Here is a 23,162-nt window from a genome sequence, read left to right as displayed (position 1 = left end):
CGGGCACCGCCGGGGCGGCGGCCAGCGCCAGCAGGGCCGCCGCGGGATCGGTCAGGGCCTCGGCATGTGGCGGCAGGTGCAGGCGCAGTTGCACATGGTGGGCCTGCGCCGCGGCGACGATGCCGGCGGCCAGGCGGATGGTCTGCTCACCATCGCTGTCCGGCTGGCCGCACGCCTGTGCATCGGGCACAGCCACCAGCACATGCAGGCGCAGGCTGCCGGTTTGCTGAAAGTGCTGGATCACCAGTTGCCCCGCACGCGCCGAAGCGCGCCAGCTCACGCGCCCCAGAGGCTCCCCATCCTGGTAGGCGCGCAGCAGGCCCAGCTCCATGGACGGCCCCAGGTGGCGTGTCGAGCGCTCGCCCTGCGGGTCGGCCGTCACGGTCCAGGGCAGGGGCCAGACAAACGGGCTGGGCTGCGGCAGCACCTGCACCGCCAGCTCGGGTGTGGGCATCTGCAGTTGCGCGCGCAGCAAGCCCAGCGGGAAACCGCTGGCCAGGCGCACCGACTGCAGCCGGTACACCCCCCGGCACGGAAAGGTGCACAGTTGCTCCAACGCCACCGACCGCCCCCTGCGCACCAGCGCCACGGTATGGCGCATGACCAGGCGTTGCGAGGCCCAGACCCACTCGGCCTCGATCTCGACCAGGAAGGCTGGCCAGCGCGCACGGCGCTCCAGCACCAGGTGCAGCGGATAGGCCTGGCCCTCGGTCACTTGTGGCGTCTCCTGCCCCAGCCAGCGCAGCTGCATGCCGCGCAGGGACAGCCAGGGCAGCAGATAGCCCAGCGTGCAGGTCACCGCCAGGAACAGGAACACGCCGTAGGCCATGGGGTCCCGGCGGTTAAAGGCCGCAATCAGCATCAGGGCGCACAGCCCCAGCAACACGCGCGACTTGGACAGCCAGCGTTCCATGGCGGCGTGCCGTCAGCGCGGTGTGCGTTGCAGGGCCAGGATCTCGCGCACCACGTTTTCCGTGGCCTGCACGGGGTGTGCCTGCACATGCGGCTGGGCCAGCACGATGCGGTGGGCCAGCACGGCCGGTGCCACCTCGCGCACCACCGCGGGCTCCACGTAGCGCTGTCCGCGCACATGGCTCAGGGCGCGGGCCATGCGTGCCAAGCCCAGCGTGCCGCGCGGGCTGGCGCCGAAACGCAGCATCGGGTGCGTGCGCGTGGCCGCCACGATCTGGGCCATGAACTGGGCCATCTCCGGCGTCACGATGACGGCGCGGGCGCCCTCGGCCAGGTCCGCAAACTGTGCCGGCGTGCACACCGGTTGCAGGCGCTGAATGGGGTGGGCGAACTGCTGGCTCTGGATCAGCCCGGCTTCGGTCGCAAAGTCCGGGTAGCCCAGCGACAGGCGGATCAGAAAGCGGTCCATCTGCGCCTCGGGCAAGGGGAAGGTGCCGGCCATGTCCATGGGGTTTTGCGTGGCCAGCACCACAAACGGCTGGGGCAGCGGCAGGCTGTGGCCATCGAGCGTCACCTGCCCCTCCTCCATGCATTCCAGCAGGGCCGACTGGGCGCGCGGGTTGGCGCGGTTCACCTCGTCGGCCAGCACGATGTGGGCAAACACGGGGCCGGGGCGCAGCGCAAAGCTGCCGTCCTTGGGGTTGTAGACCGGACCGCCCACGATGTCCGAGGGCATCAGGTCGGCCGTGAACTGGATGCGCTTGAACGACAGCCCCACCGAGGTGGCCAGGGCCCGTGCCAGCATGGTCTTGCCCAGACCCGGCACATCCTCCAACAGCACGTGGCCGCTGGCCACCATGGCCGCCAGCGCCCATTCCACCTGCTGGTGCTTGCCTTGCAGCACCTGCTCGACATTGCGCACGATGGCTTGCGCCAGTGGTGCCCCCGACTGTGCAGGGGCGGCCTCGGTCACCGCAGCGTCCATGTCATTCCCTCTCTGTGTCTGGTTCTGGAATGCCGCCATCTTCCAAAGAAGCCGCCGTGCCAGCAAGCCCCCGCACCCAAAATGCCACAGCCATGAAAAAGGCTGCCCCGGGGGCAGCCTCGGCCGCGTGCTTACGAACCAAAATGGCCTTCAGCGCTTATCCAGCAAGCGCCAACAGCTATGCTTTTAGGCATATTGCTGCAGACCGTGCTTGCTGTCCACCAGCTTGCCGGCCGACAGGGACATCATCAGCAGTGCAATCTGCTCGTGCATGATGACCGTGTGGGCATTGCGCGAATCCACCATGTACTGGCGCAGCTGCTCGCGCACCTTGGTGGCACCGGTCACGTCGATGATGATGTCCACCTGGGAGCCCAGGCTCACCAGTTCCATGAAGTTGTCGGTCACGGGCACCTGGTGCTGGCGGGCCAGCGTGATGCCGGGCAGCTCCAGGTTCAGATCGGCCACGCCCAGCACCTGCACGAACGGTGCATTGAACAATTGCTGCAGCAGCGGGGTGCCAGTGTCACCAGCGCCGATGACTACGATGCGAAAAGCTTGCATGAGATAACTACCTTCCATCAACCAGCCGTTCGCCCCAGAGGCGCGGACCTGGTCAGAACCCGCAAGTGTCCCCGCGCTGCCGGCTGCGTTTTCTGCGCCACGTCAAGGACTCGGCAGGCCGCCCCCATCACCCCGCTGTCGCGGCCGTGCACGGCTTTGCCCCGCGCCCCAGCGCAGGCACGCGACAATGCAGCGATGCGAACCGCAGTTTCGGAATCTCTCATGCAACGACGCGACTACCTGGCCGCACTGGGCCAACTGGGCCTGTGCGCCGCCCTGCCCGCCTGGGCCGCAACCCCGGCCGACACCCCCTGGTTCCCCCTGGACAGCCGCGTCCCGGGCGGCGTGGCCCGCCTGTCGCTGGGCCCTTCGTCCTTTCGACCGCAGGTCACCACGTCGGAAGGCATGCCGGTGCTGGTGGTGGGCGACATGATCGAGTGGACGGCCCTGGTCGGCATTCCGCTGTCGGCCAAGCTGGGCGTGCACACGGTCACCGTGCACAGCGACGACGGCACCCAGTCCGTGGACTATGCCGTGCGCGACAAGCGCTACACCGAGCAGCAGTTGAAGGTCTCGCCCAAGACCGTCGACCTCTCACCCCAGGACCTGGCACGCCACGAGCGCGAACGTGCGCACCAGCAGACCATCATGGCCCTGTTCAGCAGCCCGGCACCGCAGACGGGGGACCTGCAGATGCGTCAGCCCTGCCCCGGGCGCCGCTCCAGCAGCTTCGGCCTGCGCCGCGTCTTCAACGGCCAGCCGCGCAATCCGCACAGCGGCATGGACATTGCCGCCGCCACCGGCACGCCCATCGTGGCGCCGCTGCCGGGCAAGGTGGTGGATGTGGGGGACTACTTCTTCAACGGTGGCACCGTCTGGCTGGACCATGGCGGCGGGCTGCTGACCATGTACTGCCACCTGTCCAGGGTGCAGTGCCAGGTGGGCGATGCGCTGCGCACCGGCCAGGCGTTTTGCCAGGTGGGCGCCACCGGCCGCGTGACCGGCCCCCACCTGCACTGGGGGGTCATGCTCAACCGCAGCATGGTGGACCCCGCGTTGTTCCTGGCCGAATAGCCCATCAGCGCTTGCCTATCAAGCACTGACTGCTATCAATTGAAAAGCCCTGCCTACGACGCGGCTCAGCGCTTGCTATGGGCCACGGGCTCCGCTGGCACATCGACCAGCAGGTAGCGACGCATCAGGTCGAAGAAGCTGTCGTAGAACTGGTCGCTGGTCACGGTCTCGCTGCCGATCTTGATCATGGAGTCGTGTCCGGCTGCCACGGGCACCGACACCGAACCCAGCATGCTGACGCCCAAGCTGGCCGAGTTGCTGGCCATCTTCAGCGCAAAGCTGTCCTGCAGCGCACTCACAAAACCCATGCTGAGCTGGCCGTCGCTGCTCTCGGGCACGCAGGTGACACGGATGTTCATCTGCACATGGCGATCCGGCTGGGGCTGGAAGCTCTTTTGCCCCTCGACCTTTTCCTGGTCGGCCTTGTTCACGATGTAGCCCTGGCTGAGCAGGGCACGCCGCGCCGCCTCGCAGGTCTGCGCCGGCGTCGCATCAAACAGGCGCGAATAGGTCGCGGCCGAGCCGAACTTTTCCTGCACCTTGGGCATGGCCTCGGGCACGGGCGAGCGCCCCAAGCCACCACACGCTGTCACCAACAGGGCTACCGCCACTGCGGTGCCGCCACGCACGGCGGCCTTGGCCCAACGGTCTCGCAACAATCTGGACATGAACGTTTCCACAATACCCAAGATCCAACTTTCTGAACAATCGACGGGCGGGCACTGCAGCTCAGCCTCATCGCTCACTATTTTATAGCTCCTGCCATTCTCACGCCGGGCATGCACAGCTGTCATGAACGGCTTGATACACCGGCATACGATTTCAGAGCTTGTCTCACACAAGCGCCCCCACACCGCCAAGATACTTGGGGTTTGCATACGCCCCCAAAGGGGCGTTGTCCATTTTGATGCGAAGAACACCCATGCTGAACCGTACAAGCTTCACTGCCGCCAGCGTGCTGGCCGCCATGACCCTGGCCGCCTGCACCTCGGCCCCGCAGGCCACGACACCGGCCACCCCATCTTCGGTCAGTCTGCAATCCCATGAATGGCAACTGCATAAAGCCTTGAACGCGCAAGGGACGGTGGACCCGCAATGGCAAATGCCCGGCACGCCCCAGGGACCGGCCCCCACCGTCGGCCTGCGCTTTGTCGATGCGCAGACGGTCAGCGTGGAGAACCTGTGCAACCGCATGGATGGGCGCTATACCCTCAAAGGCACCAACATCCAGTTCGAGCGCCTGGCCAGCACCCTGATGGCCTGCCCCAACGCCAACCTGATGGCCCTGGAGCGCAAGGTGGGGCAATGGCTGCCCCAGGCCCGGACCTGGAAAATCGTCGGCAATGCCAACGCCCCGGTGCTGGAGCTGCAGTTTGACAATGGCGCGCGCTGGCAACTCACGGGCAGCCCCACCTACGAAAGGCTGTACGACGCCAGCGAGCGCATTTTCCTCGAGGTAGCCCCCCAGCAAATGGCCTGCAGCCACCCCCTGATGCCGAACGCCAAATGCCTGCAGGTGCGCGAAGTGACCTACGACGCCCAGGGCATCAAGCAAGGCCACGGCGCCTGGGAGGCGTTCTACGGCGCGATCGAAGGCTATACCCACCAGGACGGCGTGCGCAATGTGCTGCGCCTCAAGCGCTACACCCGCTCGCCAGTGCCTGCCGATGCCTCCAAGTACCTGTTCGTGCTGGACATGACGGTGGAAAGCGAACGCGTGCGCTGACACAGCCGCGCTCCGGCGCAGGCACCATGCAAAAAGCCCTTGGATCACCTCCAAGGGCTTTTTTGATGGCCTACCGGCCACCGCCATTTGTACCCAGCATCTGTGGGCCCAGCTGTGGACAACCCACGGGAAAAGCCGCCAAGCTTTTGAATCAAAACAGATTTTACAACCTGCTCAAAAATTAAGTAGATTCCACAAATCGGTCAACCGCCCCATCGTCCTCAGACGAAATGGAAGGTGCCATCCACAAACATGGAGGCACGGTGCCCACGTTCACTGAATTCGTCGGCGTACGACCAGAAGGCTTTCACGGTGCCGTTTTCGGTATCGATCACCTGGCTCACCGTGAAGCCCGTCTTTTCGATCCAGTTCAGGAAATGCAGCGTGTCTGACAGCTGGAGATAGCTCAGTCGCTCATTGCCCTGGGTCACATTGCCGTTCTTGTCCGTGACACACCAGTGCAAGTCTCCACGCACAGAATATCGAACCTGTGCCGTGCTTTCCGGGAATTGAATCACTGCCTCGCGTCCCAACAAGGCCCCGGTGTAGTGCATTGTCATACAAGCCCCCTTTGCAACCATGCTTTGGATATGGCGCTGGTCGCCATCGCCTGGAATTGATTGTTCTGCGGGCGTCACAGGGCATGCTGTGAGAATTTGGCGCATCCTCGAGCCATCACCTTGGCGGATGGCGACATAGGCGTTTGGCTGATATGGGACACCCTTATGTGACCTGCAGCGGCGCAGTGCCTTATTCGAGATTCCAGTTGTGGCGCACCCAGCTGAGCTTTTCCATGTGCACGCGCAAGCGTTTGGACTGCATTTGCAACAGCTCCCGGACCTCGACGGGCAGCGTTTTGCGCAGCGCCCGCTGGTAGCTGGACAGCAGGGTGCGTTCGCGCAGCTCACAGACCTCGAACACTTGCGCCGGCGCCCAGTCCGACAGGTCGTCGCGCCACGCCATCCAGCGCCGGCGCAACCTGCTGGGCCACGTGGTCAAGCCCATGTCCTCTTTGTGAAACGCACGCTTCACATGGCTGTGCAAAGTGTAGGCAAAGTCACGCAGCATCAGGATGTGCCGTTGAATGACCTGGTGGGCGAAGTCACTCATGGGGATGGTGCACATGCGTTGCAAATCCTCGGCCAGCAGGGCGCAGCCGCGCTGCAGCGGCAACAGGCTGGCCGCGGTCTCGCGGCTGCACTCCACGCGTGCTGCCGGCTGCTGCACCTTGCGCATTTGCTGGCTGGCATGCAGCCAGGCCGCATGCACGGCCTGGTGCACCTCGCGCCAGGGCAGCAGACTGGAGCCACTGCGCACGGCCCACTGCCGGTGCAGGCGATCGGCCAGGTCTTCAAACTCAGCATCCGGGTATTGCAGCGCCGTCTGCCAGCCCAGTTCATAGGCCGGGCGGTACTGGTCGTAGCTGCGACCGGCGACGTAATAAGGCGCCTGTGAGAAGTGCTCGCGCCAGTAGGTGTCCTCCTGCTCGGAAACCAGGCGCATGTGGATATCTAGGGTCAGCACGGCAATGTCGCTGTCAGGAGGGGGGTCATAGCGTGCCACGCCGGTCTGCACCGCGGACAGTGCCGTGCTACGTGCCGGATAGCGGGGAAAAGTAAGCAGCATGGGCTATGACAGATTTCAAAAGCAAGTGAACGCCAACTTGACGATGCTTTTGATTCTCAGAAACCATGCGCAATCCGACGGTCGGCTGATACGAACGGTCGATGTAGGACGGGCCCGTCTGCCCGGCCCGATCTCGCCACCACCATGAAAAAAGAGCATATCGCGGATATGCCCTTGTGCTGTGGTGCCCGTCAGCGGATGCGGCTAGACCTCGTCACCCGCTCCACGCTCGGGGCCGTCCAGCCCCAACTCCTGGATCTTGCGCGTGATGGTGTTGCGCCCGATCCCCAGGCGCTGCGCGGCTTCCATGCGCTTGCCGTGCGTCAGGCCCAAGGCGGTCGTGATCAGACTGGACTCGAAGCGCTTGCTCAGCACGTCCCAGACCTCCTTGCAGTCACCCTGCAACAGCTTGCGGGCATCGGCCTCCAGCAGGCTTTCCCAGCCAGGCCCGGCATACCCCGCGGCGGCAGTGGCCACCCCACTGGCCTGCGGCTGTGCGGCGCTGGCGACCGGAACCTCGGCCACCGCGCCGGTCTGCAAAGGCACCAGGCCCGTGGGCTCGACCGCTGCAGTGCTGGCAGGCGCACCCAGCACCTCCGGGGGCAGGTCCTGGACCGAAATTTGCTGGGCCGGGGCCATGACCGTCAGCCAGTGGCAGATGTTCTCCAGCTGGCGCACATTGCCGGGAAAACCGAACTGCGCCAGACGCTGCAAGGCGGCCTCCGAAATGCGCTTGGGCTCCACCCCCAGCTGCTTGGCGCTGCGCTGCAAAAAATGCTTGGCCAGCATGGGTACGTCCTCGGAACGCTCGCGCAGCGAGGGCAGACGCAGCCGGATCACATTCAGGCGGTGGAACAAGTCTTCACGGAACACCCCATCCTTGACCCGCTGCTCCAGGTTCTGGTGGGTGGCGGCAATCACGCGGACATTGCTTTTGACCGCCGTATGGCCACCAACCCGGTAGAACTGGCCGTCAGACAGCACGCGCAACAGCCGGGTCTGCAGATCGAAGGGCATGTCCCCGATTTCGTCCAGGAACAAAGTCCCGCCCTCCGCCTGCTCGAAACGCCCTCGGCGCTGCGTCTGCGCCCCGGTGAAGGCGCCACGCTCATGGCCGAACAGCTCCGACTCCAGCAAATCCTTGGGAATGGCGGCGGTGTTGATGGCCACGAAAGGGCCATTCGCCACGGGCGAATGCTTGTGCAAGGCACGCGCCACCAGTTCCTTGCCCGAACCGGATTCACCGGTGATCAGCACGGTGACGGCACTCTGGCTGAGGCGGCCGATCGCCCGGAATACATCCTGCATCGCCGGCGCCTGGCCCAGCATTTCGGGCATGGCCGTCTGGCGCTCCTCGGCGACCTGCTCGCGCTCGCTTTCTTCCACCGCGCGGCGGATCAACTCCACCGCCTTGGGCAGATCAAAAGGCTTGGGCAGGTACTCGAACGCGCCGCGCTGGAAGGCCGACACCGCACTGTCCAGGTCCGAGTAGGCGGTCATGATGATGACCGGCAGTTCCGGCTGCTGTGCATGCACCTGCTCCAGCAGCTGCAGGCCCGAGCCGCCAGGCATGCGGATATCGCTGACCAGGACCCGCGGGCCCTGGTGCGCGGGGTCGCCTTCCGGCAGATCGGCCAAGGCGGCCAGCACTTCGCGGGGGTTGCTGAAGCTGCGGGTGTCCAGGTTTTCGCGAGCCAACGCCTTTTCTAAGACGAAGCGGATCGAGGGGTCGTCATCTACTATCCAGATCGGCTTCATATGCTGTGTTTACCTTCCGTTGTTTGTTCTTGAAAGACCCGGTCTCACGGCAGCGGGATCAGGATCCGAAAATCCGTGCGCCCCTGCATGCTTTCGCACTCGATCAGGCCATGGTGGCGCTGCACGAATGTCTGCGCCAACGGCAGCCCCAAGCCCGAACCGCCATCCCGCCCCGTCACCAGCGGATAGAAAATCCGCTCCTTGATGTGGTCCGGTACGCCGGGTCCGTTGTCAATCACATGCAATTCCAGTGCCAACCTGTGGCGCTGGCGACCAATCGTCACCTGGCGGGCCACCCGGGTGCGCAACACGATTTCGGCCTCGCCACTGGCAATCTTGTCTGAGAGCACCTGTGCGGCGTTTTGCACGATGTTCAGCAGCGCCTGGATCAGCTGCGCACGATCCCCCTTGAACTCCGGGATGGAAATGTCGTAATCCCGGCGCACTTTCAGGCCCTGGGGGTACTCCAGCAGGACCAGGGAACGCACCCGCTCGCACACCTCATGGATGTTCAGGTCGGCCAGCTGGTGCGGGTGACGGTGCGGGGCCAGCAAACGATCGACCAGGCTTTGCAGGCGGTCGGCCTCATGGATGATGACCTGGGTGTATTCCTTGAGCTCACGGCTGTCCAGCTCCATCTCCAGCAACTGGGCCGCGCCGCGAATGCCGCCCAGCGGGTTCTTGATCTCGTGCGCCAGATTGCGCACCAGCTCCTTGTTCGCCTGGGCCTGCTCGACCAGGCGCTCCTCGCGGTCCTGGCGGGCCTGCTGCTCCAGCACCCACAGCTCCACCAGGCTCAAGTCCGTGTGCTCGATCGGTGTCAGCGTGACGTGCACGAACAGCGGCTCTTGCACCGTGCGCTGCAGGCCGGTGTCGAAGCTCATCGCCGCATAGCCGTGCCCATCCGAGGATTGCAGGCCCGTGCGCAGCAGCGAGGGCGAGGCCAGGTACTGGGCGAACTCCACCCCTTCAAGCATGCGCCGCGACATGCCCATCGCGCTTTCCAGGGCGGCGTTGGCAAACACCACGGCACCCTGCTGGTCGACCACCACCGCCAAGGTAGACAGCAAATCCAACGCAGCAAAACGCTGCACATCACGGGGAACTGCAAGCGACATGGACAGACCACTCAACTTTCAAAAACAATCAGCCACCAGAGTGGCGTGCCAGCTCTCGCTGGATGCCGGCAATGTCGCTCTCCTGGCGGGCAATGCTGGCCTTCAAGCTCTCCAGGCGCTCGTTGTAAACCTGCGCGTTGCGCAACTCCAGCGCCGACTTGGTCGGGTAGCCGTCGTTGTATTCGGCCTTGAGCGCCTTCAATTTTTCCTGGGCCTTGACCAGCTCGGCCTGCAGGATGGCCCGGGCATCGCTGTCACGGGCTTTCTGCTGGCTGGGATCGACCTGCACCGCACGGGCGCCCGCCGGCGCAGGCGTGGAGGCCTTGCCCTCACCAGTCCCGGCGGGGGTGGCAGGCGCGGGCCGGGTGTGCACCACGGTCACATGCCCACCTTCCACCACCTGGCAGTTGCGCTGCTTGGCAATGGCAGCGCTGTTGGTGTACTCATTGCCACAACGGTAAATGCGCTCCTGGGCCTGTGCCGCAGGCAGCACGGCGGCACAGGCCAGCCAGCAGGCGGTTGCTCCGATCAGTTGCTTCATAGTGTTCACACCTCCAACGTTCAAATCCAGGCGCCGTACCGCAGAACCAGCATGCATGGCGTGTCTGTATGGCATTGTGCAATGCCCGACCTGCACTGTCCCGGATTGTCCGACCTGGGCCACCCGCTGCCGCCGACAAAAAAGGCAGCCTCTCGGCTGCCTTGTTGTGTCGTTCCAGCACAGGGGCCACGCATGCATGCCCAGCCCCTGCCGCAGGAATTACAGCGAGTAGTACATGTCGTATTCGACAGGGTGCACGGCCTGGCGGAAGCGGGTCACTTCGCCCATCTTCAGTTCGATGTAGGCGTCGATCATGCTGTCGGAGAAGACACCGCCCTTGGTCAGGAAGGCGCGGTCCGCGTCCAGGGCTTCCAGCGCTTGGTCCAGGCTGTGGCACACGGTCGGCACCAGCTTGTCTTCCTCGGGCGGCAGGTGGTACAGGTCCTTGGTGGCGGCTTCGCCGGGGTGGATCTTGTTTTCCACGCCGTCCAGACCGGCCATCAGCAGCGCTGCGAAGCCCAGGTAGGGGTTCATCAGTGGATCGGGGAAGCGGGCTTCCACGCGACGGCCCTTGGGGTTGGCCACGTAAGGAATGCGGATCGAGGCCGAGCGGTTCTTGGCCGAGTAGGCCAGCTTCACAGGGGCTTCGAAGCCAGGCACCAGACGCTTGTACGAATTGGTACCGGGGTTGGTGATGGCGTTCAGGGCACGGGCGTGCTTGATGATGCCGCCGATGTAGTACAGCGCGAAGTCGGACAGACCGGCATAACCGTCGCCGGCGAACAGGTTCTTGCCGTCCTTCCACACGGACTGGTGCACGTGCATGCCAGAGCCGTTGTCACCGCTGTAGGGCTTGGGCATGAAGGTCGCGGTCTTGCCGTAGGTGTTGGCCACGTTCCAGATCACGTACTTCTGCAGCTGTGTCCAGTCGGCACGCTCCACCAGGGTGGAGAAGCGGGTGCCCAGTTCGTTCTGGCCAGCGCCGGCCACTTCGTGGTGGAACACTTCGACGGGGATGCCCAGGGATTCCAGGATCAGGGACATCTCGGCACGCATGTCCTGGGTGCTGTCGACAGGAGGCACGGGGAAGTAGCCGCCCTTAACGCGGGGACGGTGGCCACGGTTGCCGCCTTCAAACTTGGTACCGGTGTTCCAGGGGGCTTCGTACTCTTCGATTTCGAAGAAGGGGTTGTGGGGTTCGGTGCCCCAGCGCACGCCGTCGAAGATGAAGAATTCGGGTTCGGGACCGAAGTAGGCGGTGTCGCCCAGGCCGGAAGCCTTCAGGTAGGCTTCCGCGCGCTTGGCCACGGAGCGGGGATCGCGGTCGTAGGCCTTGCCGTCACCGGGTTCGATCACATCGCACTGCAGGATCAGCGTGGTTTCTTCGAAGAAGGATCGATGTTGGCGGTGTTGGGATCGGGCATGAGCAGCATGTCCGAAGCTTCAATACCCTTCCAACCAGCAACCGACGAACCGTCAAAGGCGTGGCCCGAAGTGAACTTGTCATCATCAAAGTGCGACACAGGCACGGTCACGTGCTGTTCTTTGCCACGGGTATCAGTGAAGCGCAGGTCAACAAACTTGACCTCGTTTTCCTTCACTAGGTTCATCACATCTGCAACGGTCTTAGCCATCAGGTTCTCCTGGAAAAGCGCTTCATAGAAAGTACGCAGCTAGCAAAGCAGTTTGTGTGCCAGCTCGCCCCACACCCATCCACAAGCGGAAAGGCTGTGAAGTCCATGTTTTCACAGCCTTTTGCAATTCACCACTTTGGTGCAAATTCAACAAGCCATTCCGGACTTGCTTTCCATGCACTATTTTAGTTCCTGGATGTGCGCCACATTGGTGCAATCACCAATATGCGGCACGCCCTGCACCAAGTGGCAAAAAACACACAACGGTTTTCACGGCCGCGTGCCTGCCGGTGGTGCCGCCTGCCCGGCATCCGGCGCGGCATGCTCCCGCAGACTGTCCAGGGCGGCCAGGCCATAGTGCGCAAACCAGAGCGAGGAAAACGCCAGCACCAGCGCATAAATCCACACGGCCACCGGAATCAGCACCCAGAACGCCGCGGCGAACACCACCCCCGACGCCCACACCAAGCTGGGCGCTGCGCCCAGGTAGCCACAGACCACACCCATCAACAGCAAGCGGTAGCGGTGGGTGGCCAGGAGGGTCTGGCGCTCGGCCGGGCTGGCGTGCTCGGCCAGGGCGTCAAAGGCCATGACACGGTAGGTCAGCCAGCCCCAGATCAGCGGCGGCAGCACCAGCACCAGCGGTGGCACCAGCCACAGCGGCATGGACAGCACCAGGACCAGCAAGGCCATGGCCGTCGATCCCAGGGCCCACAGTGCGCTGCCCACCCAGCCCGCACCCTGCTTGCGCTGCAGTTGCGGAAAGCGGCGCTCGGCCACCAGCGCCACCATCTGCGGGGTCATCACCACGGCCACGATGGCCAAGGCCACCATCACCATCACCGGGCTGATCACCAGCACCAGCAAGACCGCCGCCGCCACGGCGCTGGCCGATGCTGTGCCCTGCCCCATCCAGCCCCACAACCATTGCAGCCAGCTGGCAGCTTCCAGCCAGGCCTGCACGCTGGCCGCGGCAGCGTCCCACCAGAACACCCCGACCAGCGCCGCCATGCCGGCCACCAGTAGCAGAGGAAACAAAGACCAAGCAATCACCCGGCCCCGCAGGCAATCGGTCACCGCGCGCCACAGCGCATCCAAGATCATGTGCATGCTGCCAAGCATAGCGGCGCCGACCTGCCCGGCACAAGGCCAGTGGCACGCTGGCCCCTACACACCCCAAGCACATCAAAAAGCAGAGCTGCTGGCGCTCATCAACACTGGATTACAGATACTTTTTGAATTGAAAGCGTTGAATGACGCGCGTCGACTGCTCTTATTTATAGATTTTGGAAATAAAAAAGGAGCCCCAGGGGGCTCCTTGTGTCGACGTGCACGCTGTCTTACAGCTTCCACTTGTCCATCAGCTTCTCGGGCGACAGGTTGTCGTAACCTTCGAAGGGCTGGTGGATCCAGGGGTTGGTGGGCAGGTCTTCCACAGAGTAGTCAGCGCGGAAGGTCGACACACCCTTGGTCCAGATCACGGCGGTACGCAGCTCGGTGATGGGCTGGTAGTTGTCCTTGAGCATCTTCACCACGGCATTCAGCGTCACGCCCGAATCGGCCAGGTCGTCAACCAGCAGCACGCGGCCGGCAATCTCACCCTTGGGGGTGGCGATGAAGCGGCCGATGTCCAGATGGCCCTGCACAGTGCCGGCTTCGGCGCGGTACGAGCTGGTCGACATGATGGCCAGGGGCTTGTCGAAGATGCGGCTCAGGATGTCACCGGGGCGCAGGCCACCACGGGCCAGGCACAGGATGGTGTCGAATTCCCAGCCGGACTGGTGGATCTTGAGGGCCAGCTTTTCGATCAGGCCGTGGTATTCGTCGTAGCTGACGTACAGGTGCTTGCCGTCTTCAGTCAACATGGTCGTGTTCCTGTGTAATTTCGCGAGGAGCGTGTTTATAGAGGCAACGCCGCTTCAGCCCGCGCTGTAGGGGTTTTGCATCAGGATGGTGTGGTCGCGGTCGGGGCTGGTGGAGACCATGGCGATCGGCACACCGGTCACTTCGGCGATGCGGTCCAGGTAACGGCGTGCATTCACAGGCAGCTTGTCGTAGTCGGTCACACCCACGGTGGAATCGGTCCAGCCGGGAATGGACTCGTAGATGGGCTTGCAGCGCTCGATGTCGTCCGCGCCCATGGGCAGGATGTCGATCTTTTCGCCGTCCAGCTCATAGCCCACGCACAGTTGCAGCTCTTCGATGCCGTCCAGCACGTCCAGCTTGGTGATGCACAGACCGGACAGACCGTTGATCTGGGCCGAGCGCTTGAGCAGCGCGGCATCAAACCAACCACAGCGGCGCGAACGACCGGTGGTCACGCCCTTTTCGGCGCCCACGGTGGACATGATGTAGCCCGGAGTGCCTTCCTTTTCCCACTCCAGCTCGGTGGGGAAAGGACCGCCGCCCACGCGGGTGCAGTAGGCCTTGGTGATGCCCAGGATGTAGTGCAGCATGCCAGGGCCCACGCCCGCACCGGCGGCGGCATTGCCGGCCACACAGTTCGACGAGGTGACGTATGGGTAGGTGCCGTGGTCCACGTCCAGCAACGTGCCTTGCGCGCCTTCAAACAGCAGGTTGGCACCAGCGGCATGGGCGTCGTTCAGCTCGCGCGACACGTCGGCGATCATGGATTTGAGCAGCTCGGCATGGCGCATCGCTTCGGTGTACACCGCGTCGAACTGCACTTCGCCGTCCTTCATGTAGGGCGCCAGGTGGGGACCGAAGTCGAACTGCTTGGAGCCCAGAACGTTCACCAGAACGTGGTTGTGCAGGTTCAGCAGCTCGCGCAGCTTGGTGGCGAAGCGCTCGGGGTGCTTCAGGTCCTGCACGCGCAGGGCGCGGCGGGCGATCTTGTCTTCGTACGCAGGACCAATGCCTTTGCCGGTGGTACCGATCTTCTGCGTGCCGCCTTGCTCACGGGCGGCTTCACGCGCCACGTCCAGGGCCTGGTGGAAAGGCAGGATCAGGGGGCAGGCTTCGGACACGCGCAGACGGTCACGCACGGACACGCCGGCCTTTTCCAGGCCTTCGATTTCCTCGAACAGCTTGCCCACGGACAGCACCACGCCGTTGCCGATGTAGCACTTCACGCCAGGGCGCATGATGCCGCTGGGAATCAGGTGCAGTGCGGTCTTCACGCCATTGATCACCAGGGTGTGGCCGGCGTTGTGGCCGCCTTGGAAGCGCACCACGCCTTGGGCGCTTTCGGTCAGCCAGTCGACCAATTTACCCTTGCCTTCGTCGCCCCACTGGGTACCGACGACGACCACGTTGCGACCTTTGGTTGCTTTCATAATCTCAAATCCGATGAATTGAAAAATGCCTTAGATGGCTTGAACGACCCATTGCCCGGCGCTGGGCACCAGTGCGCGGTCGCAGTCGAATTCGTCCACTTCGCTCTCATGACCTGGCAACACGCACACCACGGTCTCGCCTTGGCTGCGCAACTGCGCAATGGCTTGACTGAGTTGTGCATCGTTGCCCCAGGGAGCGCGAATGGCCGCACGCAGCGGACGCGATGGCACCACCGACACCAGCTGCTTGATATCCAGGGAGAAGCCCGCCGCAGGGCGGTTGCGTCCAAACACAGCCCCCACTTCGTCGTAACGGCCGCCACGCACCAGCGCATCGCTGGCGCCCGGGGCGTAGACGGCAAAGCGTGTGCCGCTGTAGTAGGAGTAGCCACGCACGTCCGCCAGATCGAACGTCAGGTTCGCTTGCGGAAACTGTGTGGCAAACCACTTGAGGTGCTGCAGCACGTGCAGCGTTCCGGGTGTGCGGGCCAACGCCTTCTCTGCCTCGTCCAGCACGGAGACATCACCGTACAGCTGCAGCAAGGCCTGCAGGCCTTCGCGCGCGGTCTGGGGAAAACTTTTGGTGAGGGCCGCCAAGCCCGTGGCGTCCTTGGCGGCCAGCGCCGCGTGCACCTTCTGCAGCACGCTGGCATCCACCATGACCCCGGCCAGCAGGCTGCGCACGATGCGCACATCGCCCAGGTCCACGGTGAAGCCTGTCACGCCCGCACCCTGCACACAGGCCAGTGCCAGGCTCAGCGCCTCCACGTCGGCTTCGGGTCCGGCATGGCCATAGATTTCAGCGCCGAACTGCAGCGGCTCCCGTGAGGCACGGGGGCGATCCTGCGTGGCATGCAACACCGGACCACAGTAGCACAGGCGCGTCACGCCCTGGCGGTTCAGCAAATGCGCGTCGATGCGCGCCACCTGCTGCGTCATGTCCGCACGCAGCCCCAGGGAGCGTCCGGAAATCTGGTCGACCAACTTGAAGGTCTGCAGGTTCAATGCTTCACCGGTGCCGGTGAGCAAGGACTCCAGATACTCCAGGAGCGGAGGCATGACCAACTCATACCCATAGCTGCGCGCCGTATCGAGCAAACCTCGGCGCAACTCTTCGATGTGACGTGCCTCGGAGGGCAGCACATCGGCGATGTGATCCGGCAGGACCCAAGCGGACATGGAAAAAAGGGGGAGGCTGTTAAAAACGTGATTCTATCGGCTATCGCCGGCCGCCCCCAACAAAGCCTTAAGGCCTAGCCATGATCCACGTTATTCAAGCCACCACAGCAGGCTTAAACCGACTGCGATACAGAGCAGCCCCACAGCGCGTATCTGGCCATCGCGCAGGGCCAGCAGCTGGGTCAAGGTGGCACGCCAGCGGCGCGGTGATGCAAATGGCAGCAAGCCCTCGACCACCAACAACAATGCCAAGGCAGTCCACCAAGAAATTCCGGATTCCATGGGGTGGGCTGGCCTTGGCCTGAAGGACTACAGACGGTGCGCGCGCTTAGTTGCTGCTGGCTCCGCTGCTGCGGTAGGACTTGAAGAAGTCGGAACTGCTGGGGTCAACCAGCATCACGTCGCTCTTGTTCGCAAAGCTGGCCTTGTAGGCTTCCAGACTGCGGTAGAACTTCGCGAACTGGGGGTCTTGCCCAAAAGCCCCGGCATAGGTACGGGCTGCCTCGGCGTCGCCCTCGCCCTTGATCTTCTGCGCATCCCGGTAGGCATTCGCCACGGTGATTTCGCGCTGGCGATCGGCTTCCGCACGGATTTTTTCACCCTCGGCAGCGCCGGTCGACCGCAGCTCGTTGGCCACGCGCTTGCGCTCGGCTTCCATGCGGCGATAGACGGATTCGGTGATGGTCTCCGCGTAATCCACACGGGTGATGCGCACGTCCACCACATCCACGCCCCAGGTCTTGCCACCGGTCACGGCATTCAGGACTTCCTGCTTGACGTCGGCCATCAGGGTGTCGCGCTTGCTGGACAGCAGCTCGCGCACGGTTCGCTTGTTGACTTCCTCTTGGAAGGCATTGCGCACCACACGGTTCAGCTGCATGGCACCGGCACTTTCGTCCAGACCCACGTTGCGGATGTATTCCGACGGATCGGTGATGCGCCAGCGCACATACCAGTCGATCACCACGCGCTGCTTTTCGGCGGTCAGCATGGGTTCGGTATCGGTACTGTCCAGTGTCAGCAGACGCTTGTCGATGTAACGCACGTTCTGGAACGGTGGCGGCATCTTGAAGTTCAAGCCCGGCTCGGTAATGACTTCCTTGATCTGCCCCAGGGCGTAGACCACGCCGAATTGACGTTGGTCCACCACAAAAAGCATGGAGCTCAGCACGGCCAGCACCGCCAGCAGGCTAGAGGCAATAAATCCGACTCTGTTCACAACAGATCTCCTCAGCGGGACTCACGCTCGCGCGAGCGATTCACATCGCGCACACGGGCATCAATGGGGGTTGCGGGCACGACAGTGACACCGTTCTGCGCAGGCGTGCGAGCAGCATCCTGCGCGGCCTGCGGTGCAGCGCCAGAGCTGTGCAGGATCTTGTCCAGCGGCAGATACAGCAGGTTGGAACCTTGGCGCGAATCCACCAGCACCTTGGTCACATTGCTATACACCTCTTGCAGGGTTTCGGTGTACAGGCGGTCACGCGTCACCTGGGGCGCCTTCTTGTATTCGGCCAGCACCGAGCTGAAGCGCTGTGCATCACCCTCGGCCTGCGCCGCGATGCGCTCGCGGTAGGCTTCCGCTTCTTCCTTCAAACGCGCAGCCGTACCTGCGGCACGGGGGATCACGTCGTTGGCATAGGCCTGGGCTTCGTTCTTGGCGCGCTCGCGCTCCTGACCAGCCTTGAGCACATCGTCGAATGCGGCCTGCACCTGCTCGGGCGGACGCACACCGCCTTGCTGCATATTGATGCCGACCACCTCCACACCCACCTTGTAGCGGTCCAGGATGGTCTGCATCAAATCCCGCACACGCGGCGCGATCTGGTCGCGCTCTTCCGCCAGTGCGGTATCCATCTTCATCTTACCCACCACTTCACGCACCGCAGTCTCTGCAGCCTGCACCACCGCGACGTCGGGGCTCTTGCTCTCAAACAGCCAGGCCCGGGCATCGCTCAAGCGGTACTGCACCGCGAACTTGATCTCGACGATGTTCTCATCCTCGGTCAGCATCGCCGATTCGCGCAGACCGGTGCTCTTGATGATGGTGTCACGACCCACATCCACGGAGCGGATCTGCGACACGTAGACCAGCTCATGGTTTTGCACGGGATACGGCAGACGCCAATTGAAGCCAGCACCCACGGTCGAGTGGTACTTGCCGAACTGCGTGATCACCGCCTGCTGGCCTTCCTGCACGATGAAGAAACCCGTGCCCAGCCAGATCAGCACAGCGATACCAGCGATCACGCCGACGCCAATGCCGGCACCCTTCATTTCTGGCGGCTGGCTGCTGTTGCCCCCCTGGGGACCACGGGGAGGCTTGCCCCCGAACAGCCCCGAGAGCTTGCGATTCAGGTCACGCCACAGCTCATCCAGATCCGGTGGCTGACCCGCCTGCTGCTGGCCACGCGGCGGCGGCGGGGAGGAAGGGGGCTGTGCAGGACGGTCAGAATCCGGGCGCGGCGCACCCTCCCCGGCTTGGTTGTCCTCTCCACGCCCCCAGCGGGGATCATTCAGATTGAACATTCCCCGCAAGCGTTCTGGCAGCACTGCCCAACGAGGGGCGCGATTCAGGAAATTCATGCGAAAAGTCTCAATTGGTATTGCTATGAACCATGTGGCATTGTGCCGAAATGTGCAGATGCACTTTGCTCAATCGTCGTAGTCATCAAGGGACATTGGTTCAGACCTTAGGCCATCGCGACCATCTTGGACCTCCCCTTCGTCAGATGCATTCCGGGCTGCCAAAGCGGCCTCAGCCAGCATCTGGCGCAACTGCACCAAGCCTTCACCCGTGCGCGCACTCACAAACACACGCGGAACGGCCACCCCGTCTACCTCGTAGGTGTCCTGCGCGATGGCAGGCATGCGCTCCGGCGGCAAGGCATCCAGCTTGTTGAAGACCAGTACCTGGGGAATATCCAGGGCACCGATCTCGCCCAACACCCTGCGGACTTGATCCATCTGCTCCGGGAAAGTTTCATTCGACGCATCGACCACATGCAGAAGCAGATCGGCATCCACCGCTTCTTGCAGCGTCGCCTGGAAGGCCTCGACGAGACCGTGAGGCAAATCGCGAATGAAGCCCACGGTATCCGACAGGGACACAGACATGCCCGCTTCGCTCAGGTACAGCTGGCGCGTGGTCGTATCGAGCGTGGCAAAGAGCTGATCCGCTGCGTAGGCTCGCGCTTTCACCAAGGCGTTGAAGAGCGTGGATTTGCCAGCATTCGTGTAGCCGACCAGCGAGATGTTGAACACATCTCGGCGCTCGCGCTGCCGGCGCTGGGTGGCACGCTGCTTCTTGACCTTCTGCAGCTTGTCCTTGGTGCGCTTGATGGCATCGGCAATCATGCGGCGGTCCAGCTCGATCTGCTTTTCGCCCGGTCCACCACGCCCACCAATACCACCCATCTGGCGCTCCAGGTGGGTCCAGCGGCGCACCAGGCGCGTGGCCACGTACTGCAGGCGCGCCAGTTCCACTTGCAGCTTGCCTTCATGGCTGCGCGCGCGCTGGGCGAAGATCTCCAGGATCAACAACGTCCGGTCATTGACCGGCATTTCCAGGTGGCGTTCCAGGTTCCGCTGCTGCGCCGGGCTCAGGGCCTGGTCAAACAACACCTCTCGGGCGCCATGCATCTGGGCCAGCATGCGGATTTCGTCCGCCTTGCCACTGCCCACAAACAAGGCTGCGTCGGGTGCTTTGCGTTTACAGGTGATGCGTGCCACAGGGCGCAGGCCGGCGGTTTGTGCCAGCAGGCCCAGTTCTTCAAGCTCGGTGTCGAAGTGTGGAAGTCCGAAGTCAACGCCCACCAGCACAACGGGGGTGGCGTCTTCGGGGGAGGATGCGGCGTTCACGCTCATGCCATCACCTCCCCCACCCTGCACGGCTGTGCAGGGAAGGGATAAGTCAACAGTTTCAAGCGGCAGCGGCCTCGTTGTCGTTGTTGTCAGCCAGGCTGAAGTTCACAGGGCGACCTGGGACGATGGTCGAGATGGCGTGCTTGTAGACCATCTGGGTCACGGTATTGCGCAGCAACACCACGTACTGGTCGAACGATTCGATCTGGCCTTGCAGCTTGATGCCGTTCACCAAATAAATGGAAACCGGCACGTGCTCGCGGCGCAGAGCGTTCAAAAATGGATCTTGCAGGAGTTGGCCTTTATTGCTCACGATATTCTCCGTGTTCGGAAATGTTGTTGTAAACCGACACCTTACCACAGCGCCTTTTGTGCATTTCCCTTGCAGGGATTCGCCCTCTGGCGCTGCGGTGATGGCTTCCCAGCTTAGTCGGAATAGGGGTTGTGGGAAGTCTTGAACTCGATCCTCAGGGGGTACCCACCAAATCAAACTCCTTGCGGAAACGTCCTTCCAGGAAGCGGCGGTAGGCCTCGGTGATGTGCTCCAAAGAATTGCCGTGCACCACGATCACTGGCGGGTTCATGCCCCCCTGGTGCGCATAGCGCGGCTTGGGGCGATAGGCTCCCGCCTTCTTTGGCGTTTGATACTGCACGGCTTCCAGCAGGACGCGTGTGAGCACGGGCGTCGGCATCTTGCAGGTCGCCGCCTTGTGCGCCTGCACGATGGAAGCCCACAACGGGCCCAAACCCTGACGCTTGGTGGCAGAGATGAAGTGCAGTGCGGCAAATTTCAAGAAGCCTAAGCGGGTTTCAATCGCACGCTCAACCAACTGACGCTGGTAATCGTCCACGGCGTCCCACTTGTTCACCGCCACCACCACAGCACGGCCACTTTCCAGGACGTAGCCCGCAATGTGGGCGTCCTGGTCCGTCACCCCTTCAGTGGCATCGATCAGCAGCAAGACCACGTTCGCGGTTTCGATCGCCTGCAAGGTCTTGACCACCGAGAACTTCTCGATGGCCTCGAAGACGCGCCCCTTGCGGCGCAGACCGGCGGTATCGATCAGCTCGAAACGCTGGCCGTTGCGCTCGAACGGCACAGCAATCGCATCGCGCGTCGTGCCCGGCATGTCGAACGCCACCAGGCGCTCCTCACCCAGCCAGGTATTGATCAAGGTGGACTTGCCCGCGTTCGGGCGTCCGGCCAGGGCCAAGCGCACAGGGCGCGCTTCCACGTCCTCAATGCTTTCCTCTTCGGGCTCGGGCAGGTTCAAGGAACCCAGCGCCAGATCCACCAAACCGCGCACGCCCTGCCCGTGGGCAGCGGACACGGGGTAAACATCCCCCAGACCCAGCTCATAGAACTCCGCCAGTTGCGTGCCCGCCTTCATCCCTTCGGCCTTGTTGGCCACCAGCACGCACGGCTTGCCCAGACGACGCAGGTAGTTGCCGATGTCATGGTCCTGGGCCGACAGGCCGTCGCGCGCATCGACCACGAACAGCACCACGTCGGCTTCTGCCACGGCCTGGCGCGTCTGCTTGGCCATTTCGCGGAAGATGCCCTTGGAGGCATCGGGCTCAAAACCGCCCGTGTCGATCACGATGTACTCGTGCTTGCCCTGGCGACCCTGGCCGTAGTGGCGATCGCGTGTCAAACCGGCAAAGTCGGCGACGATGGCGTCACGCGACTTGGTCAGTCGATTGAACAAGGTTGATTTGCCCACATTGGGCCGCCCGACAAGGGCAATAACTGGCTTCATTCGAAAATTTTTGTCAATCCGGGCGGAAGCCGTAAATGCCGCCGCCTCGCGTCACAACCACCAAAGTATCGGCGGCCACCACCGGCGCTGCTGCCACGCCGGTTCCATCGGTATTCAATCGGTTCAGGTGCGAGCCGTCCTGCTTGGACACCAGGTGCACCAGACCCGTCTCATCGGCCATCACCACGGCACGCCCCAGCACCAGCGGTGCGGACAGCTTGCGGTGCTGGAAGCGATCGACCGACCAGCGCTTGGTGCCGTCGGCCAGATTCCAGGCCTGCAGGATGCCGTTGCTCTCCGTACCAAACACGTACTCTGCATCAGCTGCAATTCCCACTGCTCCCTTGGCAGTTTGTGACCATGCGGTGCGACCGACATTCGCATCCACGCAGCCCACAGCCGCCTGGAAGGCACGCGCGCACACGGCATTGCCGACGCGGCTGGCAGGACCGACCAGGTCCACCAGACGCTCCACATCGTTGGTGCCGCGCGGCGATGCCAGCGGAGCTTCCCACTCGACGCGGCCATCATCCGGATTCAGGGCCACCAGGCGGCCGGACAGGCCGGCCAGCAAGGTGTTGCCATAGGGCATCAGCACCCCCTGCTGGCGCAGCACCAGGGGCTCGCCCTCGCGGCGCTGGGTCCACAGGTGGGCACCATTTTGTGCATCGAAGGCCGACACCGAACGGTCGGCCGCCAGCACAAAGATGCGACCGCCCGCGACCAGCGGGGCGGTGAAAACCGAGGTGCTCAGCGGCTTGCTCCACAGCTTGTTGCCGCCCTCCAGCACCACCAGTTCGTTGCCGGTGGTCACCACAGCCGCATGGCGGCCATCGGCGCCGACGCCGGTTTGCAAGGCCTTACCGGCCTGGCCACGCCAGCTTTCACGCCCATTGCTGGCGTTGATGCTGACCACCGTACCGTCGGCCGCTGCCACGATCACGTCTTGCCCCTGGACCTGGGCCCGCACATTCGCGTCCTTGATCGCGGGAATGCGCACCGTCCAGGCCTGGCGCACCGGCAGATTGACCACGTTGGGCCCCAAGTCCATGGGCTTGGGCGCACTGCCGGAACCGAACCACGCGCAGCCACCCAGGGCTGTCACCATGGCCATGGCCACCACCG

21 protein-coding genes and 2 pseudogenes are annotated in these 23,162 nt (G+C 63.5%); 2 read left to right on the top strand and 21 right to left on the bottom strand.

Features of this window, described 5'->3' with window-relative positions; all coding sequences use genetic code 11:
• From SJH88_RS08470 to SJH88_RS08460, 3 genes are all read right to left on the bottom strand, one after another.
• The coding region (locus SJH88_RS08470) for a DUF58 domain-containing protein (protein WP_274754185.1) at positions 1 to 913 on the bottom strand (913 nt) is incomplete at its 3' end.
• Between the two features lie 12 nt (positions 914 to 925).
• Complete coding sequence (locus tag SJH88_RS08465) at positions 926 to 1,897, bottom strand: AAA family ATPase (protein WP_042415628.1); 972 nt, start codon at positions 1,895 to 1,897, stop codon at positions 926 to 928.
• Positions 1,898 to 2,083: 186 nt separating this feature from the next.
• The gene (locus SJH88_RS08460; RefSeq protein WP_274754184.1) at positions 2,084 to 2,461 is read right to left on the bottom strand and encodes an oxidoreductase; all 378 of its coding nucleotides are present in this window, start codon (positions 2,459 to 2,461) and stop codon (positions 2,084 to 2,086) included.
• 222 nt (positions 2,462 to 2,683) lie between these two features.
• On the opposite strand from SJH88_RS08460, the gene SJH88_RS08455 reads away from it, so the two are divergent.
• On the top strand, positions 2,684 to 3,535 hold the full coding sequence (locus SJH88_RS08455) for a peptidoglycan DD-metalloendopeptidase family protein (RefSeq protein WP_274754183.1): 852 nt from the start codon (positions 2,684 to 2,686) through the stop codon (positions 3,533 to 3,535).
• 65 nt (positions 3,536 to 3,600) lie between these two features.
• Here the strand turns inward: SJH88_RS08455 and SJH88_RS08450 are convergent, their stop codons facing one another.
• Positions 3,601 to 4,203, bottom strand: coding sequence for a DUF2242 domain-containing protein (locus SJH88_RS08450; protein WP_274754182.1), 603 nt, complete (start codon positions 4,201 to 4,203; stop codon positions 3,601 to 3,603).
• A gap of 254 nt (positions 4,204 to 4,457) precedes the next feature.
• Between SJH88_RS08450 and SJH88_RS08445 the strand changes: the two genes are divergently transcribed.
• Positions 4,458 to 5,261, top strand: coding sequence for an META and DUF4377 domain-containing protein (locus SJH88_RS08445; RefSeq protein ID WP_274754181.1), 804 nt, complete (start codon positions 4,458 to 4,460; stop codon positions 5,259 to 5,261).
• A gap of 221 nt (positions 5,262 to 5,482) precedes the next feature.
• Here SJH88_RS08445 and SJH88_RS08440 read toward each other — a convergent pair whose 3' ends face one another.
• The 17 genes and pseudogenes from SJH88_RS08440 to bamB all read right to left on the bottom strand — a co-directional run bounded on the left by SJH88_RS08440 (position 5,483) and on the right by bamB (position 23,151).
• Complete coding sequence (locus SJH88_RS08440; RefSeq protein ID WP_274754180.1) at positions 5,483 to 5,899, bottom strand: MoaF-related domain-containing protein; 417 nt, start codon at positions 5,897 to 5,899, stop codon at positions 5,483 to 5,485.
• A 112-nt stretch (positions 5,900 to 6,011) separates the two neighbouring features.
• A complete protein-coding gene (locus tag SJH88_RS08435; protein WP_274754179.1) occupies positions 6,012 to 6,887 on the bottom strand; it encodes a ferritin family protein in 876 nt (291 codons plus the stop codon).
• Positions 6,888 to 7,091: 204 nt separating this feature from the next.
• On the bottom strand, positions 7,092 to 8,645 hold the full coding sequence (gene ntrC / locus SJH88_RS08430; protein WP_274754178.1) for a nitrogen regulation protein NR(I): 1,554 nt from the start codon (positions 8,643 to 8,645) through the stop codon (positions 7,092 to 7,094).
• A 44-nt stretch (positions 8,646 to 8,689) separates the two neighbouring features.
• Entirely contained in the window at positions 8,690 to 9,763 is a 1,074-nt protein-coding gene (glnL, locus tag SJH88_RS08425; RefSeq protein WP_260673836.1) for a nitrogen regulation protein NR(II), read from the bottom strand.
• 28 nt (positions 9,764 to 9,791) lie between these two features.
• The gene (locus SJH88_RS08420; RefSeq protein ID WP_210929141.1) at positions 9,792 to 10,304 is read right to left on the bottom strand and encodes a hypothetical protein; all 513 of its coding nucleotides are present in this window, start codon (positions 10,302 to 10,304) and stop codon (positions 9,792 to 9,794) included.
• 219 nt (positions 10,305 to 10,523) lie between these two features.
• A pseudogene (gene glnA / locus SJH88_RS08415) lies at positions 10,524 to 11,938 on the bottom strand (type I glutamate--ammonia ligase).
• Between the two features lie 270 nt (positions 11,939 to 12,208).
• Positions 12,209 to 13,048, bottom strand: coding sequence for an EI24 domain-containing protein (locus tag SJH88_RS08410; protein ID WP_274754177.1), 840 nt, complete (start codon positions 13,046 to 13,048; stop codon positions 12,209 to 12,211).
• 230 nt (positions 13,049 to 13,278) lie between these two features.
• The gene (locus tag SJH88_RS08405) at positions 13,279 to 13,803 is read right to left on the bottom strand and encodes a phosphoribosyltransferase (protein WP_183301850.1); all 525 of its coding nucleotides are present in this window, start codon (positions 13,801 to 13,803) and stop codon (positions 13,279 to 13,281) included.
• 54 nt (positions 13,804 to 13,857) lie between these two features.
• Positions 13,858 to 15,234, bottom strand: coding sequence for an adenylosuccinate synthase (locus SJH88_RS08400; RefSeq protein ID WP_234686590.1), 1,377 nt, complete (start codon positions 15,232 to 15,234; stop codon positions 13,858 to 13,860).
• A gap of 30 nt (positions 15,235 to 15,264) precedes the next feature.
• Positions 15,265 to 16,413, bottom strand: a complete 1,149-nt coding sequence (locus tag SJH88_RS08395) for an ATP phosphoribosyltransferase regulatory subunit (protein ID WP_042415656.1) — start codon at positions 16,411 to 16,413, stop codon at positions 15,265 to 15,267.
• A gap of 90 nt (positions 16,414 to 16,503) precedes the next feature.
• Positions 16,504 to 16,695, bottom strand: a complete 192-nt coding sequence (locus SJH88_RS08390; RefSeq protein WP_043386518.1) for a DUF2065 domain-containing protein — start codon at positions 16,693 to 16,695, stop codon at positions 16,504 to 16,506.
• A 46-nt stretch (positions 16,696 to 16,741) separates the two neighbouring features.
• Positions 16,742 to 17,632, bottom strand: coding sequence for a protease modulator HflC (gene hflC, locus SJH88_RS08385; RefSeq protein ID WP_274754176.1), 891 nt, complete (start codon positions 17,630 to 17,632; stop codon positions 16,742 to 16,744).
• Between the two features lie 11 nt (positions 17,633 to 17,643).
• Positions 17,644 to 18,999: an FtsH protease activity modulator HflK gene (hflK, locus tag SJH88_RS08380; RefSeq protein WP_274754175.1), complete on the bottom strand. Its 1,356-nt coding sequence runs from the start codon at positions 18,997 to 18,999 to the stop codon at positions 17,644 to 17,646.
• 69 nt (positions 19,000 to 19,068) lie between these two features.
• On the bottom strand, positions 19,069 to 20,280 hold the full coding sequence (hflX, locus tag SJH88_RS08375; RefSeq protein WP_274754174.1) for a GTPase HflX: 1,212 nt from the start codon (positions 20,278 to 20,280) through the stop codon (positions 19,069 to 19,071).
• Positions 20,281 to 20,335: 55 nt separating this feature from the next.
• A complete protein-coding gene (gene hfq, locus SJH88_RS08370) occupies positions 20,336 to 20,590 on the bottom strand; it encodes an RNA chaperone Hfq (RefSeq protein ID WP_042415668.1) in 255 nt (84 codons plus the stop codon).
• Between the two features lie 113 nt (positions 20,591 to 20,703).
• Positions 20,704 to 22,037 (bottom strand): annotated as a pseudogene (gene der / locus SJH88_RS08365) (ribosome biogenesis GTPase Der).
• 13 nt (positions 22,038 to 22,050) lie between these two features.
• A complete protein-coding gene (bamB, locus tag SJH88_RS08360) occupies positions 22,051 to 23,151 on the bottom strand; it encodes an outer membrane protein assembly factor BamB (protein ID WP_042415789.1) in 1,101 nt (366 codons plus the stop codon).
• Between the last annotated feature and the right edge of the window lie 11 nt (positions 23,152 to 23,162).

It is taken from the genome of Comamonas sp. GCA5 (genome assembly GCF_036541385.1).
Taxonomy (GTDB): domain Bacteria; phylum Pseudomonadota; class Gammaproteobacteria; order Burkholderiales; family Burkholderiaceae_C; genus Comamonas; species Comamonas aquatica.
Note: the sequence above shows the minus strand (reverse complement) of the source record. Positions and strands in the feature narration are given on the sequence as shown.